This window comes from Lysobacter sp. A286, assembly GCF_054052105.1.
This window is the reverse complement of the sequence record NZ_JBSVRJ010000001.1, coordinates 675,135-688,861: the sequence shown is the minus strand read 5'-3', so window position 1 is coordinate 688,861 and position 13,727 is coordinate 675,135. Positions and strand designations below refer to the sequence as shown.

At 66.0% G+C, this 13,727-nt stretch carries 15 protein-coding genes, 2 tRNA genes and 1 other RNA gene; 9 read left to right on the top strand and 9 right to left on the bottom strand.

Translation table 11 applies throughout. The features are described from left to right. Positions 1–90: 90 nt before the first annotated feature. Genes ACW7G0_RS03330 through ACW7G0_RS03315 form a run of 4 tightly spaced genes read left to right on the top strand, consistent with a single transcriptional unit; the run spans position 91 to position 4,558 of the window. The gene (locus tag ACW7G0_RS03330) at positions 91–1,071 is read left to right on the top strand and encodes an AAA family ATPase (protein ID WP_456987597.1); all 981 of its coding nucleotides are present in this window, start codon (positions 91–93) and stop codon (positions 1,069–1,071) included. 21 nt (positions 1,072–1,092) lie between these two features. Then, positions 1,093–2,061 carry a DUF58 domain-containing protein gene (locus ACW7G0_RS03325; protein WP_456987596.1) on the top strand — a complete coding sequence of 323 codons (969 nt, stop codon included), beginning with the start codon at positions 1,093–1,095 and terminating at the stop codon, positions 2,059–2,061. Further along, positions 2,054–4,042, top strand: a complete 1,989-nt coding sequence (locus tag ACW7G0_RS03320; RefSeq protein WP_456987594.1) for a transglutaminase TgpA family protein — start codon at positions 2,054–2,056, stop codon at positions 4,040–4,042. The genes ACW7G0_RS03325 and ACW7G0_RS03320 overlap by 8 nt, the downstream gene beginning before the upstream one ends. A 30-nt stretch (positions 4,043–4,072) precedes the next feature. Beyond that, the gene (locus ACW7G0_RS03315; RefSeq protein ID WP_456962031.1) at positions 4,073–4,558 is read left to right on the top strand and encodes a Slp family lipoprotein; all 486 of its coding nucleotides are present in this window, start codon (positions 4,073–4,075) and stop codon (positions 4,556–4,558) included. Between the two features lie 21 nt (positions 4,559–4,579). Here the strand turns inward: ACW7G0_RS03315 and ACW7G0_RS03310 are convergent, their stop codons facing one another. From ACW7G0_RS03310 to dnaX, 4 genes are all read right to left on the bottom strand, one after another. After that, on the bottom strand, positions 4,580–4,933 hold the full coding sequence (locus ACW7G0_RS03310; RefSeq protein WP_456987593.1) for a histidine triad nucleotide-binding protein: 354 nt from the start codon (positions 4,931–4,933) through the stop codon (positions 4,580–4,582). 81 nt (positions 4,934–5,014) lie between these two features. Next, positions 5,015–5,611: a recombination mediator RecR gene (gene recR, locus ACW7G0_RS03305; RefSeq protein ID WP_456987591.1), complete on the bottom strand. Its 597-nt coding sequence runs from the start codon at positions 5,609–5,611 to the stop codon at positions 5,015–5,017. Between the two features lie 55 nt (positions 5,612–5,666). After that, on the bottom strand, positions 5,667–5,987 hold the full coding sequence (locus tag ACW7G0_RS03300) for a YbaB/EbfC family nucleoid-associated protein (protein ID WP_456962034.1): 321 nt from the start codon (positions 5,985–5,987) through the stop codon (positions 5,667–5,669). A gap of 71 nt (positions 5,988–6,058) precedes the next feature. Further along, positions 6,059–7,819 carry a DNA polymerase III subunit gamma/tau gene (dnaX, locus tag ACW7G0_RS03295; protein WP_456987589.1) on the bottom strand — a complete coding sequence of 587 codons (1,761 nt, stop codon included), beginning with the start codon at positions 7,817–7,819 and terminating at the stop codon, positions 6,059–6,061. 211 nt (positions 7,820–8,030) lie between these two features. Here dnaX and ACW7G0_RS03290 point away from each other — a divergent pair. Beyond that, positions 8,031–8,123 (top strand) — tRNA-Ser (locus tag ACW7G0_RS03290). A gap of 25 nt (positions 8,124–8,148) precedes the next feature. Further along, an RNA gene (ffs, locus tag ACW7G0_RS03285) (signal recognition particle sRNA small type) lies at positions 8,149–8,245 on the top strand. Between the two features lie 51 nt (positions 8,246–8,296). On the opposite strand, the gene ACW7G0_RS03280 is transcribed toward ffs, so the two are convergent. Together ACW7G0_RS03280 and ACW7G0_RS03275 are read right to left on the bottom strand one after the other, a co-directional pair. Next, positions 8,297–9,058: an MBL fold metallo-hydrolase gene (locus ACW7G0_RS03280; RefSeq protein ID WP_456987588.1), complete on the bottom strand. Its 762-nt coding sequence runs from the start codon at positions 9,056–9,058 to the stop codon at positions 8,297–8,299. A gap of 1 nt (position 9,059) precedes the next feature. Beyond that, a complete protein-coding gene (locus ACW7G0_RS03275) occupies positions 9,060–9,809 on the bottom strand; it encodes a 3-deoxy-D-manno-octulosonic acid kinase (protein ID WP_456987586.1) in 750 nt (249 codons plus the stop codon). A 22-nt stretch (positions 9,810–9,831) separates the two neighbouring features. Here ACW7G0_RS03275 and ACW7G0_RS03270 point away from each other — a divergent pair, with 22 nt between their 5' ends. Beyond that, positions 9,832–10,938, top strand: coding sequence for a glycosyltransferase family 9 protein (locus ACW7G0_RS03270; protein WP_456989438.1), 1,107 nt, complete (start codon positions 9,832–9,834; stop codon positions 10,936–10,938). Here the strand turns inward: ACW7G0_RS03270 and ACW7G0_RS03265 are convergent. Then, the gene (locus tag ACW7G0_RS03265) at positions 10,914–11,321 is read right to left on the bottom strand and encodes a DUF6165 family protein (RefSeq protein ID WP_456987585.1); all 408 of its coding nucleotides are present in this window, start codon (positions 11,319–11,321) and stop codon (positions 10,914–10,916) included. The genes ACW7G0_RS03270 and ACW7G0_RS03265 overlap by 25 nt on opposite strands. Positions 11,322–11,448: 127 nt before the next feature. On the opposite strand from ACW7G0_RS03265, the gene ACW7G0_RS03260 reads away from it, so the two are divergent. Together ACW7G0_RS03260 and ACW7G0_RS03255 are read left to right on the top strand one after the other, a co-directional pair. Next, a tRNA-Ser gene (locus tag ACW7G0_RS03260) sits at positions 11,449–11,539 on the top strand. Between the two features lie 172 nt (positions 11,540–11,711). Beyond that, on the top strand, positions 11,712–12,416 hold the full coding sequence (locus ACW7G0_RS03255) for a PP2C family protein-serine/threonine phosphatase (RefSeq protein WP_456962039.1): 705 nt from the start codon (positions 11,712–11,714) through the stop codon (positions 12,414–12,416). Here the strand turns inward: ACW7G0_RS03255 and dnaQ are convergent. Together dnaQ and rnhA are read right to left on the bottom strand one after the other, a co-directional pair. Next, a complete protein-coding gene (dnaQ, locus tag ACW7G0_RS03250; RefSeq protein ID WP_456987584.1) occupies positions 12,413–13,132 on the bottom strand; it encodes a DNA polymerase III subunit epsilon in 720 nt (239 codons plus the stop codon). The two genes, ACW7G0_RS03255 and dnaQ, sit on opposite strands and share 4 nt — an antisense overlap. 1 nt (position 13,133) lies before the next feature. Beyond that, on the bottom strand, positions 13,134–13,643 hold the full coding sequence (rnhA, locus tag ACW7G0_RS03245; RefSeq protein WP_456989437.1) for a ribonuclease HI: 510 nt from the start codon (positions 13,641–13,643) through the stop codon (positions 13,134–13,136). Between the last annotated feature and the right edge of the window lie 84 nt (positions 13,644–13,727).

Sequence of the window (13,727 nt, the reverse complement as noted above, 5' to 3'; positions counted from 1 at the left end):
CGATGGCGATACGGGCCGCGATCGGTGGCCCGACCCACGACACCGCCCAAGTCTGGCATTCATCGGCCTGGGCAACTCCCGGAGAGCACCATGGCGGTATCCACCCCGGCAATCGATGCCGGTATCGGTTCGGCGAAGGCACGCATGCTACCGGACACACTGCGAAATGCGCTTGACGATGCCCAGGCGCAGGTCAATTCACTGGTACTGGGCAAATCCCTCGAGGTGCGGCTGGCATTTGTCTCGCTGCTCTCGCAGGGCCATCTGTTGATCGAGGACCTGCCCGGGCTTGGCAAGACCACGCTCGCCCATGCGTTGGCCGCGACCCTCGGGCTGGACTTCCAGCGCGTGCAGTTCACTTCCGACCTGCTGCCGGCGGACATCGTGGGCGTGTCCGTGTTTGACCCGCAGGCGAGACGCTTCGAGTTCCATCCGGGACCGGTATTCACCCAGGTACTGCTCGCCGACGAGATCAACCGCGCCCCACCCCGCACCCAGAGTGCGCTGCTGGAGGCGATGGCCGAGCACCAGGTCAGCATCGACGGCACCACCCATGCACTGCCCGACCCGTTTTTCGTGATCGCCACCCAGAACCCGGTCGACCTGGCCGGCACCTACCCGCTACCCGATTCCCAGCTTGACCGTTTCCTGCTGCGTCTCACGCTTGGCTACCCCGGACAGGAAGCGGAACGCGAGCTGCTCGCCGGCCGCGATCGCCGTGCGCTGATTGCCCAAGCCCAGCCACGACTGACCCGGGACGACGTCATCGCCATCCGCCGTGCGGTCATCGAGGTGCATGCCAGCACTGCACTGGTCGACTACGTGCAGGCACTGCTTGCCCGCAGCCGCAAGCATCCTGGAGTACGGGTCGGGCTGTCGCCACGCGCCGGGCTGGCGTTGTTGCGCGCGGCCCGGGCCCATGCGCTGTTGCTGGGCCGCGACCATGCCCGTCCTGAAGACGTCCAGACGCTGTTCGCGGCCGTCGCGGCGCATCGCCTGGTCGCCGAGGCCGACGCCGGCAGTGACGCCGCGCTGGCAAAATCCATCCTGCATGCGGTCGCCGTGGACTGATCGGTGATGTCGGGACCGCTGATGCGACGTTGGCACCGCTGGGCATTGGGCTGGACCCGTCCGCGGGAACCCGAAACGCTACCCGCGCACTTCGATCGGCGCCGCGTGTACGTCTTGCCGACCCGATTCGGCCTCTTCTATGCGGTGCTGCTGGTCACGATGCTGCTGGGCGCGTTGAACTACAACAACAACCCGGCCCTGCTGCTGGGGTTGTTGCTGGCCGGCGCCGGGCTGGCCAGCCTGGTGGCCGCCCAGTTGCAGTTGACCGGTCTGGCGATCGTGGCCATTGATGCGGAGCCGGTTCCGGCCGGCACCGACCTGCTACTGCGGTTGCATGCCCAGGCCGATGACGGGCGCAGGCGGCGTGGCCTGCAATTGACGCTGGAGCGCATCGACGCCGGCGACGACACGGGGCCTCCCTCGGCCGTGCTCAATTTGGATCCGAGTCACGGCCAGGCACAGTTGCCCGTACCCACTCTCCAGCGTGGCTGGTTGGACCTGGGACGGCTGCTTATCGCCACCACTCGCCCGCTCGGCCTGGCGCGCGCCTGGTGCTACATCTGGTCGCCGGCGCCGCTGCTGGTGTACCCACGGCCCGAAGCCGACGGACCCGCGCTGCCGACCGGGTCCGGCGACCGGGTGCAAAGCCGGCTGCACCCCAGCGGCGATGATGTCCACCACCTGCGCAACTACCGCCGTGGGGATTCCCGTCAGGCAATCGCGTGGAAATCCTCGGCCCGTCGCGACACCTTGCTGGTGCGTGAATACGAACAACCGCTGGGCACGGACATCGTTCTGGACTGGCATCACGCCGGCCCGCTGGGCAGTGAGCAGCGGATCGCGCGGCTGGCACGCTGGGTGGACGAAGCCGAGCGCGATGGCCGCCGCTATCGGTTGGTCTTGCCAGGACAGGTTGCGATCGGACCGGCGCAGGGCCCCATCCACCGTCACGACTGCCTGCGTGCGCTGGCGCTGATGCCACATGGCTGAGTCAACGTTGGCAGGGGCGCTGGACCCGGGCAGCCGGCGTTGGACGCTGGCGGCTGCGGGCGCCTGCCTGTTCCCCTTGCTGTTGCAGCTGCCGTCGCCGTTGGGATGGCTGGCTGGATCGGCGGCCGTGCTGGTCACCGCGCTGTCATGGCGCAAGCCGCTGCATGTCGTGTGGCGGCTGGGACTCGCGTTCGGCCTGTTGGCGGCACTGTTGAGCATCGCCGGCTTCAGCGTTGGCCGCGACACCGGTTGCGCCGTACTGGCGGCCATGTTGGCGGTGAAACCGGCAGAGACCTTCACCGTCCGTGATGCGCGCAGCCTGGTCGGGTTTGCGCTGTTTGGCCCGTTCGCCGCCTTCCTGCTCGATCAGGGGCCGCTGACGCTCGCGCTCAGTCTGGTCGGGACGGTGCTGGCGCTGGGTGCGCTGCAACGGCTGGCCGACCTGGAGTCCGGGGACACGATCGATATGGACGTCCGCCGCCGGCTTGCCGGAACCGGTCGCCTGCTGGCGATCGGGCTGCCGTTGGCGCTGGCCGCATTCTGGCTGTTCCCACGGCTGGCATCACCGTTGTGGGGCCTGCCCGAGCGTGCATTGGCGCGTACCGGACTATCCGATGAGATGAGCCCCGGCCAATGGATCGACCTGATGGTCGACGACACGCCGGCGTTGCGCGTGCATTTTTTCGGCGCCACCCCACCCACGTCGCAGATGTATTGGCGCGGGCCGGTGCTGGTTGATTTCGACGGGCGCAGTTGGACCCGGTCGCGTCGGCTGACCCGCTCACCGGCGGCAGCGGTAACGCCTGCCGGACAGCGCTGGGACTATGAGGTCGAGATTGAACCCACCGAACGTCGACAGGTGCTGGCGCTGGACCTGCCGCTCGCCGCTCCCGAAGGCACACGGCTCGGCCATGCCTACGGCTTGTTTGCCTCGCGCCCGCTGAGCTCGCTGACCCGCTGGCGGATCCAATCCGCTCCGCCGGCCGATTTCGAGCCAAGGCTGTCATCCACAGTGCGCGAGGCGGCACTCGCCCTGCCCGACCAGTTCAACCCGCGGACCCGCGCCCTCGCCCGGCAGTGGCGCGCCGAAGCCGGCAATGACGATGCCCGGATCGTCCAGCGTTCACTGGACTGGGTACGCCGGGACTTCGCCTACACCCTCAGCACCCCGCTCGCCGGGCGGCATTCGGCCGATGAGTTCCTGTTCGATCAGCAAGAAGGGTTCTGCGAACACTTCAGCTCTGCCTTCGTGATCCTGATGCGCAGCGCCGGCATTCCCGCACGCGTGGTTACCGGTTATGTCGGTGGCCGCCACAACCCGCTGGGTGATTATTGGCTGGTCCGCCGTTCCGACGCCCATGCCTGGGCGGAGGTGTGGCTGTCCGGGCGTGGCTGGACACGCGTCGACCCGACCGCGGCGGTCGCCCCGGAGCGGATCTACGACACCGTCGACGACCTGATGGCCGGCGGTGGCACCAGCGGCCTGTTCGGCCGCATGTTGGGCAACGGCGGCAGCCTGTCCCAGGCAGGTGATTGGATGCGCCGAGGCTGGAATGATCTTGTACTCGGCTTCGATGCACAGCGTCAGTCAAGGATGCTGCGCCCGCTTGGCATCGAACACCTGGCAGGCGCCCGGCTGGGCCTGTTGTTCGTCGTCGCGGCGCTGTTGGCACTGTTGTGGATGGCCTGGTGGAGCCGCCGCGGTGAACGCCAAGCCGATCCGGTACTGCGTGCCTGGCACCAGCTGGATCAGCGCTACCAGCGGCTGGGGCTGGGACGCGAGCCCAACGAGCCAGCAGGCCGATGGGCACAGCGGGTCGGCGGTGTCCATCCACAAGCGCGCGACGAGTTGCTTCGGCTCAGCGAGCGTTTCAGCAATTGGCGTTACGCTAGACTTCCATCGGGACAACGTCCCCCATCACAGCAGTCGCGTGAGCTTGCTCGAGCGCTGCGAGCCCACCGTCCACCCGGCAAGCGCTGACTGCACGGCCCTTCGACACGGAGAAACCCCATGAACATCCGTCTTGTCATGCTCGCGTTTGCCACCGCACTGCTGGCTGGTTGTGCCACCCAGCCAATGCCGTTGCAGGGAGAGTTCGCACAGGTCAGCCCGCGCGACGCCACCACGGCCGATCGCACCGGCGCGCTGGTGCGCTGGGGTGGACGCATCGTGCAGGTCGAGCCGGAATCCAACCGCACCTGTTTCGAGATGATTTCGACCCGGCTCACTGTCCAGGCCCGGCCGTATTGGGCCACGGATGACGTCGGTGGCCGCTTCATCGCGTGCCGCGAAGGTTTCTACGACCCGGCATTGTTCCAGGTCAATCGTGAAGTGACCTTTACCGGCCGGATCGACGGCTACGAGACCCGACGGATCGGCGAGTACGACTACCGCTTCCCGCGGGTCGCCGCCGACGTGGTCTACCTGTGGCCGGTCCGCGAGCGGGTGGACGTGATCACCCGTCCGGCGCCGTGGCCATGGTGGGGCTATTGGTAAGCACAACCCGGTAGCGGGGCGTCACGCAGGCGTGCCAAACCGCCCCAGCGGCGCGCCGCCAAGCAAATGCAGATGGATCTGGAACACGGTCTGGCCACCATGCTCGTTGCAGTTCATCACCAGTCGATAACCCTCGTCGGCCAGGCCTTCTCGCCTGGCGTATGACGCTGCCGCATGGGCAAGCCGGCCGACGATCGCCGCCTGCGCCTCGGTCAGGTCATCGAGGGTCGCCACCGGCGTCTTGGGAACGAACAACACGTGCACCGGCGCTTGCGGGGCGATGTCGCGAAACGCGATCAGGTGCTCGTCCTCGTAGACGATATCGGCCGGCAATTCACGGCGGATGATCTTGCCGAAGATGGTCTGGTCAGTCATGACGCGACTCCATGGGGTAATGGGCTGGGGTAATGGACCTTAAGTGATGGGCCATTGTCACCCAGCTCGCCGCATGTCGGCTCAGGTCATCTCACTGCGGCTGCCGAAGGCATGCGACAAGGTGCCGCGATCGACATATTCCAACTCGCCGCCCAGCGGCACTCCGTAGGTCAGGCGACTGGGATGCACCGCGTGCTGGCGCGCAATCTGGCCCACGTAATGCGCGGTTGCCTCGCCTTCCACCGTCGGGTTGGTCGCGATGATCAGCTCCGACACCTCGCCTTCGGCCAGTCGCGCGTCCAGCCGGTCCAGGCCCAGCTCGGCCGGGCCGATACCGTCAAGGGGACTGAGCCGGCCCTGCAATACGTAGTACAGGCCCCGGTAGCCGGTCGCCTGCTCGATGGCGAGACGATCGGCCGGGGTTTCCACCACGCACAGCTGGTGGACATCGCGCGAGGCGCTGGCACAGGTCGGACACACGTCATCCTCGCTGAAGTCGCGGCAACGCGCGCAATGGCCGATCTTCGCCATCGCCACCGCCAGCGCCGCGGACAGCCGCTGGCCGCCGTCGCGCTCGCGCTCCAGCAGGTGGTACGCCATGCGTTGCGCGGACTTCTGGCCTACCCCGGGCAACACCCGCAGCGCTTCGATCAATTGTTCCAGCAGCGGCGAGCTCATCGAAAGTCCGCCCGGCTTCGGCTTGATCGCAACGGCCTGATCAAAGCGGGCATGATCAGAACGGCAACTTCATCCCCGGCGGCAACTGCATGCCGGCGGTGGCCGAACCCATCTTGTCCTGCGAGGCCGCGTTGACCTTGTTGACGGCATCGTTGATGGCCGCGGCAACCAGGTCCTCGGTCATCTCCGCGTCGCTGATCACGCTCGGATCGATGCGTACCTTGCGGCACTCCATGCGACCGGTCAGGGTCACGCTGACCATGCCGCCGCCAGCGTTGCCGGTGACCTCGACGTTGGCGAGCTCTTCCTGCGCACGCTGCATGTTTTCCTGCATCTGCTGCGCTTGCTGCATGAGTTGGGCAATATTTCCACGCATTTCGTCTACTCGTTTCGGTTATGGATAACGGTTGAGATTGTGGTGCCGCCCGCAATCGTCAAGGTCGCGGGTCAGGCATCGTCAAACGGCCGGATCGAATCGGGTACCACCTTCGCACCATGCTGGCTGATCAACGCCTGCACCTGGGCATCGTTCAGGAATGCCTGTTCCGCCGCCGCCTGTCGTTCGTCGCGCGCCCGCTCGTTGCGCTGGTTCAGCGACACCGGCCCATCGGCGCCAGTCATGGGCTGGAATTGAATTTCTGGAACGCGGCCCAGGGCCGGCGCCAATGCTTCGGCGATCTGCCGTACCAACGCCGGTTTGTTCAGCAATTCATCGACCGGCGCCAGCGCCAGCGTCAGCACGCCGTCGCTGCAGGCGATGAAGCCGACGTGCTCGGCCAACACCCGCGCAGGGCCCTTGAGGCTGCTGGCCATGACCCAGAGGTGCCAGGCAGCGGCGTCGTCGATGGCGATGGCGGTGGCGGTGGCATCGGACGGTGGCTGCGATGTTTGCGCCAGGGTCGTCGAGACCGGTGTCGGCGTCGGTGCCGGCTCAGGCTCCGATACCGAGTTCGCGCTGGCCGGGTGTTCCGCTTCCGATTTGACTGCAACCGGGTAGGAGACTTCCGGAGGGATGGCGGCTGTCACACCGGTTCCGAGCTTCGACCCAGACTCGGCTGTCACGGGCCCAGAACGGGAAACTGGCTCACTACGCGCTGGCGTGGTCGCCACCTCACGGCTCGCCGCCGGGCCTGCCGGGCGGAACGCGAGCATCCGCAACACGCTCATCTCGAACCCCGCGCGCAGGCTGGGTGCGAGCGCAAGATCGCGACGGCCATTGATTGCCATCTGGTACCACAATTGCACCAGCTCGGCCGGAGTGGCGGCGGCCAGCGAATCGACATCGACACCATCCGCTTCGACCGCCGCGCCGGGCACCAGCTGTCGCACCTGGATCCGGTGCATCGCCTCGGCCAGCGCTTCCAGCACCCCAGCCCAGTCCGGCGAGAACTCCGCCAATATCGCCACTTCGGCCAGCAACGCTTCACCATCGCCACCGGCCAGCGCCATCAGCAGCGCGCCAACCCGGGTCTGGTCGACCGTCCCGAGCATGGTGGCTACGGCGGCGTCCGTCAGCTGGCCGCCGGTGTAGGCAATGGCCTGGTCGAGCAACGACAATCCGTCGCGCAGACTGCCGTCGGCGGCCTTGCTGATCTGGCGCACCGCGCCCGGCTCCACAGCGATGCCCTCGGCGCCCAGGATCTTGTCGATCTGCCCGCTGATCTGGTCCTCGTCCAGGCGCTTGAGGTTGAACTGCAGGCAGCGCGACAACACCGTCACCGGCAACTTCTGCGGATCGGTGGTGGCCAACAGGAACTTCACGTGCCCGGGCGGCTCCTCCAGCGTCTTCAACAGCGCATTGAACGCCGACTTGGACAGCATGTGGACTTCATCGATCAGGTACACCTTGACCCGTCCGCGTGACGGCATGTACTGGGCGTTGTCGATCAGATCGCGGACGTCATCGACGCCGGTGTTGGACGCCGCGTCGATCTCCAGCAGGTCGATGAACCGGCCGGCATCGATGTCCTTGCAGGCATTGCATTCCCCGCACGGTTCGGCCGAGGTGCCGCGCTCGCAGTTGAGCGACTTGGCGAAAATCCGCGCAATAGTGGTCTTTCCGACCCCACGGGTACCGGAAAACAGGAAGGCGTGATGGACCCGGCCGGTGTCGAGCGCGTTGGTGAGCGCCCGGACCACGTGCTCCTGCCCCACCAGTTCTGCGAAGCGCTTGGGCCGCCACTTGCGGGCGAGGACGAGGTAGGACATCAATAACCTTGGGCAAGTCCGGAGGAAAGGGTCGCAACGCCATGACAGCAGCGTGCAACCGGTCCGGGCCATTGTGCCACGGCCGGATCCTCCATCGCGGCGGGGCGACGACCCAGCGCAACGTGCGACTTGTCCGCGCGTCCCGGCACCGCTAGACTTTGCGGCCCACTACCGACTGGACGTCGTGGCGGGGTCTGAGCGGTTCAGATGCGGAGAGGTGTCCGAGTGGTTGAAGGAGCACGCCTGGAAAGTGTGTAAGCGTCTAAACCGCGCTTCGGGGGTTCGAATCCCCCTCTCTCCGCCAGATATTGCAATTGTCCATGGTGGCCCTGTCGGCCCCTCGCGACGCTAGGTCGAAAACTCCGCCAGGGCCGGAAGGCAGCAACGGTATTGACTGACGCGGGTGCCGAGGTCAGCCGGCGGGGCCACCGCCTTTTTGGCGGCAGCGCCTTTTTGGGGCAGCTCATTCGAGGGTCGCTACGGCGTCGCTTCGGCCCGCAGTGCAGTGGTGTCGCGCAGCGCGACCAGTTCGCCCGGCGTGCCGACCCGGTAACCGCGTTCGGCGAGCAGCGCACCTTCGCGCGGGCTGCCGTAGTGGTAGAGCAGGCAACGCGCCAGCAGTTCACCCGGGTACTCCCGCTCCAGGTCGTCAATGCCGCTATGGGACGGATTTCCTTGTAGTGCACAGTCGTGGGCGACCAGCTCGTCGGCGTCGGCCATCGTGGCCAGCATTTCCGGGATCGGACGGGTGTCGCCGGTCCAGACCAGGCTGCCATGCAGGCGCAGCCCGAATGCGGTATCGGGCCAGTGATGACGGACCGGAAATACCTCCAGCCGCACACCGTCATGCCAGAACGCATCGCCGACCGGAATTACCTGGAACGCATCCCAGAAATTGGCCCCACCCTCGGCCAGCGCATTGGGGTAGTCGCCGACACGCTGGTGCAGCAATGGCACCAGTTTGGCCGGCACGTACAGGCGCACCCGGCCACGCCGCGCCTCATCGAAATAGCTGCCCACGAACAGACGCTCGAAACCGCCGACGTGGTCGAGATGGGTGTGGGTGATGAACAACGCGCGCGGCATCTGCCCGTAATGGGCAAGATAAGCGGTCAAACCTTCGCCGCCGCAGTCGATGGTCAGCCATGGCGCGCCATCGTGCTCGATCGTCGCCATGGCCGAGCCCAACGCGACCGCGGAGGAGTTGCCGACACCCTGGAACCGCAAGGCCCAACCCATCTCAGTAGCCCCGCGCCCAGATTCGATCGTAGGCATCGCGCAGGCGGACAAAATCGCGCTCGACCGCGACGACCTCGCGTGGCCCGCGCAGTTTCAGCAGTGAGCGCTTGAGCCGGGCCAGGTTGCGCTCGCGCCAACGGGTCGCGGGAATCATTATCTGGCTGCGATCCAGGTCGATGACCCAGCCACGCCCGGCCGCATCAAACATCAGGTTATGGGCGTTGAGGTCCGCATGATCCAGGCCCGCACGATGGGCGCGGGCAATCAATCGTCCGGCCTCCTCCCATGGCGCATCACTGCCAGCCACCAGCACGCGATCGGCCAGGCTGCGCACGTTCGGGATGCGTTCGATCAGGATCGCACACCGATACAGCGCGCCTTCGCGCCGATACATTGCGGCGATCGGCGATGGCACTGGCACGCCCTTGTCGATCATCGCGCGCGACAGCCGGAACTCGGCAAAACTGCGGGTGCGGGCGGCGCCCTGCCACACATAACGATCACGGCTGAGCTTGGCGACCATGCCGCCGCGCAGGTAACGTCGCAGCACGACAGGCCCAAACGGTGCGTCGACAAACCAGGCACCGCCGCGACCGCCACTATCGACCGGCCGCGCCTGGCCCTCCCACGCTGCAGGAATGAACCATTCGGGTTGCGCTTGCCGGACACGCGTAATGTCGAACAAAATCGCGCCATACCCGCCATCGTCATGGAATGGTGTTAGTCCCTCGGCGGCGTCATACCCAGTCATCCTCCGGAGTCTAGCAATTAGCATCCCTCCTGCACCTGCTTCCATCTGCCTGCTGCGCTTGTCCGCGCTCGGCGACGTCACCCATGTCGTGCCATTGGTGCGAACCCTGCAGGCGGCATGGCCGGAAACGCGGCTGAGCTGGGTCATCGGCAAGACAGAACAGCGCTTGCTGGAGGGACTGCCGGGCGTGGAGTTCATCGAATACGACAAGCAGTCCGGAATCGGCGGCATGCTGGCGCTGTACCGCCGCTTGCGCCGGGGCCCGATCGACAACCCGACCTTCGACGTATTACTGCAGATGCAGGTGGCCGCACGCGCCAACCTGTTGTCGGCGGTCATCCCGGCCTCGATGCGCGTGGGCTATGACCCGGCGCGCTCCCGGGACGGGCATGGCATGTTCGTCAACCGGCGTATCCCGGACCGGCCGGGCATCCACGTACTCGATGCCATCGGCAGCTTTTGCGAGCCCCTCGGGCTGAGCCAGACCCGGGTGCAATGGGATTTGCCGGTACCCGAGCAGGCACGGCAATGGGCCGGCGCGCAATGGCCGGCCGACGACATTCCGACCCTGATGATCTCGCCGTGCGCCAGCCATGTCCTGCGCAACTGGCGGCCCGACCGCCACGCCGCCGTTGCCGATCACGCGATCGCCCGCGGGTGGCGAGTGGTGCTGTGTGGCGGACGCAGCGAGTTGGAGCGCCAGACCACCGACGCCATCATCGCCGCGATGCGCGGCGATGCGCTGGATCTGGTGGGCAAGGACACCTTGAAACAATTGCCGGCGCTGCTGGAACGCGCCGACCTCGTTATGACCCCCGACTCGGGTCCGATGCACATCGCCAACGCGATGGGAACCAAGGTCCTGGGCCTGCACGCAGCCAGCAACCCGGCGCGCAGCGGCCCCTATAGTGATCGCCGCTACTGCGTGGACCGCTATGACGACGCCGCACGCAAGTATCGAGACAAACCTGCCAGCCAGCTCCGCTGGGGCAGCAAGATCGAGCAGGACGGGGTGATGGACCTGGTCAGCGTCGACGATGCGATCGCGGCGTTTGAACGCTTCCTCGCCGACCACCCGGGCGGCCGCTCGCGGTCGGGCGGCGGTCAGGGCGTGTCGCTGCCCCTGTAGTCCTGGTAGGACTTTTCCTCGACATACGAAGACCCAAGGGCAAGGTTGATCTCGCGCTTGAGTCGGGCGCGCTCGTCGTTCTCGAAATAGACGCTGCGGGCCAACTTGATGAAGTCGGCGTCGAACTGCTGCGCCTTCTCCTTGATCCGGATGTCGTCTTCGATGACCCACAGGCGCTCGTTGACTGCCTTGAGTTCCGTGCGCAGGCGAATCACGTCCTTGTCGGCCGCAGGGTGCGCCAACCAGGTCTTCTGCAACGCCGACAGCTCGTTGTGGATGTTCGCCAGCTTGGCGGCATCGGTCATGCGCTCGGACTTGATGGTCAGGATCGCAATCTTGTCGAGCAACTCACCGAATGAAACGGGGACCAGGATTTCAGACATGGGACAAACCGGGATAGGGGGGAACTACCAGTCTAGCGTCGACCAGCGGAACGCAGGCAGCTTGTCGACCCGCGCTGCGGCCCGTATCATTGCGCCCCCACGACCGGAGTTTCACGGTAGTGGCACCGGAGAGGTGGCAGAGTGGTCGAATGTACCTGATTCGAAATCAGGCGTACGTTTATAGCGTACCGGGGGTTCGAATCCCCCCCTCTCCGCCAGATATCGCAAAAGGGCTGTCCTGACAGCCCTTTTTGCTGACAAACTGGTTGTCTTCCCGGACTCGGACGTCCTCGTGCTGCCCCGCTGCTGCCCGTCACTGGCCGGCTAACGACGATCATTCCGTTTTATTCTGCGAAGGGTTTTCGACAACAGGATCTGCATGATCAACCCATGATCGAATTCGGACACCTGACGCACCCTGGCCTGCGTCGTGAACTCAACGAAGACAGCTATTACGGCGACAGCGAGCTGGGCCTGTGGTTGGTGGCCGACGGCATGGGCGGGCACGAGTATGGCGAAGTCGCCAGCGCACTGGCGCGCGAGACCATCGTGCGTGAAATCCGCGATGGCACCCCACTCGCCCAGGCCATCCGCATCGCCGACGAGGAAATCATCCGCGCCTCGCAACGGCGACGCGACGCGCTGCCCATGGGAACTACCGTGGTTGCAGCACGCGTCATTGGTGCCCGGTTCGAGGTGGTCTGGGTAGGCGACAGTCGGATCTACCTATGGCGTGATGGCCAGTTGACCCAGCTCTCCAGGGATCACAGTTACGTGCAGGAGCTGATCTCGACCGGCGCCATAACCCGCGAACAGGCCCGTCATCATCCTCATCGCAACGTTGTCACCCAGGCGCTCGGAGTGACCGGCCCCAGCAGCCTGGATGTCGCCAGCCTCTCGGGTGAGTTGCTGCCGGGCATGCAGTTGCTGCTGTGCAGCGACGGGTTGACCGAGGAAGTCGACGACCAGCAGATTGCGCAGGTCCTTGCCCACGCCGACTGCAGCGCCCAGGAATGCGTCGACACCCTGGTGGCGGCCGCGCTGGATGGCGGTGGCTCCGACAACATCACCGCTATCCTGGTCCGCAGCCACTAGACGGGCTCGGCGGCATCCCACACCGCAACACCGGCCCGTTTGCGCAGGCTTTGCAGTCGCACCTCGTGCGCAGCCAGCTCATCGGCCTGCACCACGACCGACGGCCGCGACCGCATCGAGTCATCCGGCTTGAACAGCACTGCCGCGACCGCTCCCGGTGCCGGCTGCGAGCTGGCGAAGCCGATCTCTTCCTGTCCCGAGGTCAGCCCGATATAGACTTCGGCCAACAGTTGTGCGTCCAGCAACGCGCCGTGCAACTGGCGGTGCGCATTGTCCACGCCAAGCCGCCGGCAGAGTGCATCGAGTGAGTTGCGTTGCCCCGGAAAGCGCCGGCGGGCCAGCAGCAGCGTGTCTTCGATCGCGCAGCGGTCGCCCAGGCGGCCGTGGCCGCCACCCACCAACCGCAGCTCGTTGTCCAGGAAGCCGACGTCGAAGGCCGCGTTATGGATCACCAGCTCGGCACCGTCGATGAAGGCAATGAATTCATCGACGATGTCCGCGAAAGCGGGTTTGTCGGCCAGGAACTCCAGGGTCAGGCCGGTGACTTCCTGCGCCCCTGGCTCAAACTGGCAGTCAGGCTTTAGGTAACGGTGGAACGTACGCCCGCTTGGGCGCCGCTCGAGGAACTCGACGCAACCGATCTCGACCACCCGATTGCCGCGCTCCCAGCTCAGCCCGGTGGTTTCGGTATCAAGCACGACCTGGCGAGGCGACATCTCAACCCACCCCGTGGGGTGCACGACCCTTGAAGCGGGTGGCCTCGTCGCGTGCCAGGTCATCGACACGTTCGTTGTCCGGATCACCGGAATGGCCCTTCACCCATCGCCAATCAATCCGATGGGCCACCGTCGCCGCTTGCAGGCGCTCCCACAGGTCACGGTTCTTGACCGGCGCGCCGGCCGCCGTCTTCCAGCCACGGCGCACCCAGTTGGCCATCCACTGGGTGATGCCCTGGCGGACGTACTGGGAATCGGTATGCAGGGTGACCACACACGGACTGCGGAGTGCTTCCAGCGCGGAGATGGCCGCCATCAATTCCATGCGGTTGTTGGTGGTGTCCGCTTCACCGCCAGTCAGTTCACGCTCAACCCCATTGCACCGCAACAACGCCGCCCAGCCGCCCGGCCCCGGGTTGCCCAGGCAGGCGCCATCGGTATGGATCTGTACGCTACGGGTGACCGGGACGGACACATCGCCAGGGTGTCCGGCGGCGGACGCTTTTTCCATGGTGTCGCAGATATCTTCAGTCATCGGGGCATTATCACCGAGCACGGCGAGCAGGTCTGCCCCAGGGTGACGATTCAGACCAGG

Bases quoted from the DNA above. Each gene is read 5' to 3' on its own strand.
- ACW7G0_RS03330 (WP_456987597.1), top strand. From the start codon at position 91: ATGGCGGTATCCACCCCGGCAATCGATGCCGGTATCGGTTCGGCGAAG.
- ACW7G0_RS03325 (WP_456987596.1), top strand. From the start codon at position 1,093: ATGCGACGTTGGCACCGCTGGGCATTGGGCTGGACCCGTCCGCGGGAA.
- ACW7G0_RS03320 (WP_456987594.1), top strand. From the start codon at position 2,054: ATGGCTGAGTCAACGTTGGCAGGGGCGCTGGACCCGGGCAGCCGGCGT.
- ACW7G0_RS03315 (WP_456962031.1), top strand. From the start codon at position 4,073: ATGAACATCCGTCTTGTCATGCTCGCGTTTGCCACCGCACTGCTGGCT.
- ACW7G0_RS03310 (WP_456987593.1), bottom strand. From the start codon at position 4,933: ATGACTGACCAGACCATCTTCGGCAAGATCATCCGCCGTGAATTGCCG.
- recR (WP_456987591.1), bottom strand. From the start codon at position 5,611: ATGAGCTCGCCGCTGCTGGAACAATTGATCGAAGCGCTGCGGGTGTTG.
- ACW7G0_RS03300 (WP_456962034.1), bottom strand. From the start codon at position 5,987: ATGCGTGGAAATATTGCCCAACTCATGCAGCAAGCGCAGCAGATGCAG.
- dnaX (WP_456987589.1), bottom strand. From the start codon at position 7,819: ATGTCCTACCTCGTCCTCGCCCGCAAGTGGCGGCCCAAGCGCTTCGCA.
- ACW7G0_RS03280 (WP_456987588.1), bottom strand. From the start codon at position 9,058: ATGGGTTGGGCCTTGCGGTTCCAGGGTGTCGGCAACTCCTCCGCGGTC.
- ACW7G0_RS03275 (WP_456987586.1), bottom strand. From the start codon at position 9,809: ATGACTGGGTATGACGCCGCCGAGGGACTAACACCATTCCATGACGAT.
- ACW7G0_RS03265 (WP_456987585.1), bottom strand. From the start codon at position 11,321: ATGTCTGAAATCCTGGTCCCCGTTTCATTCGGTGAGTTGCTCGACAAG.
- ACW7G0_RS03255 (WP_456962039.1), top strand. From the start codon at position 11,712: ATGATCGAATTCGGACACCTGACGCACCCTGGCCTGCGTCGTGAACTC.
- dnaQ (WP_456987584.1), bottom strand. From the start codon at position 13,132: ATGTCGCCTCGCCAGGTCGTGCTTGATACCGAAACCACCGGGCTGAGC.
- rnhA (WP_456989437.1), bottom strand. From the start codon at position 13,643: ATGGAAAAAGCGTCCGCCGCCGGACACCCTGGCGATGTGTCCGTCCCG.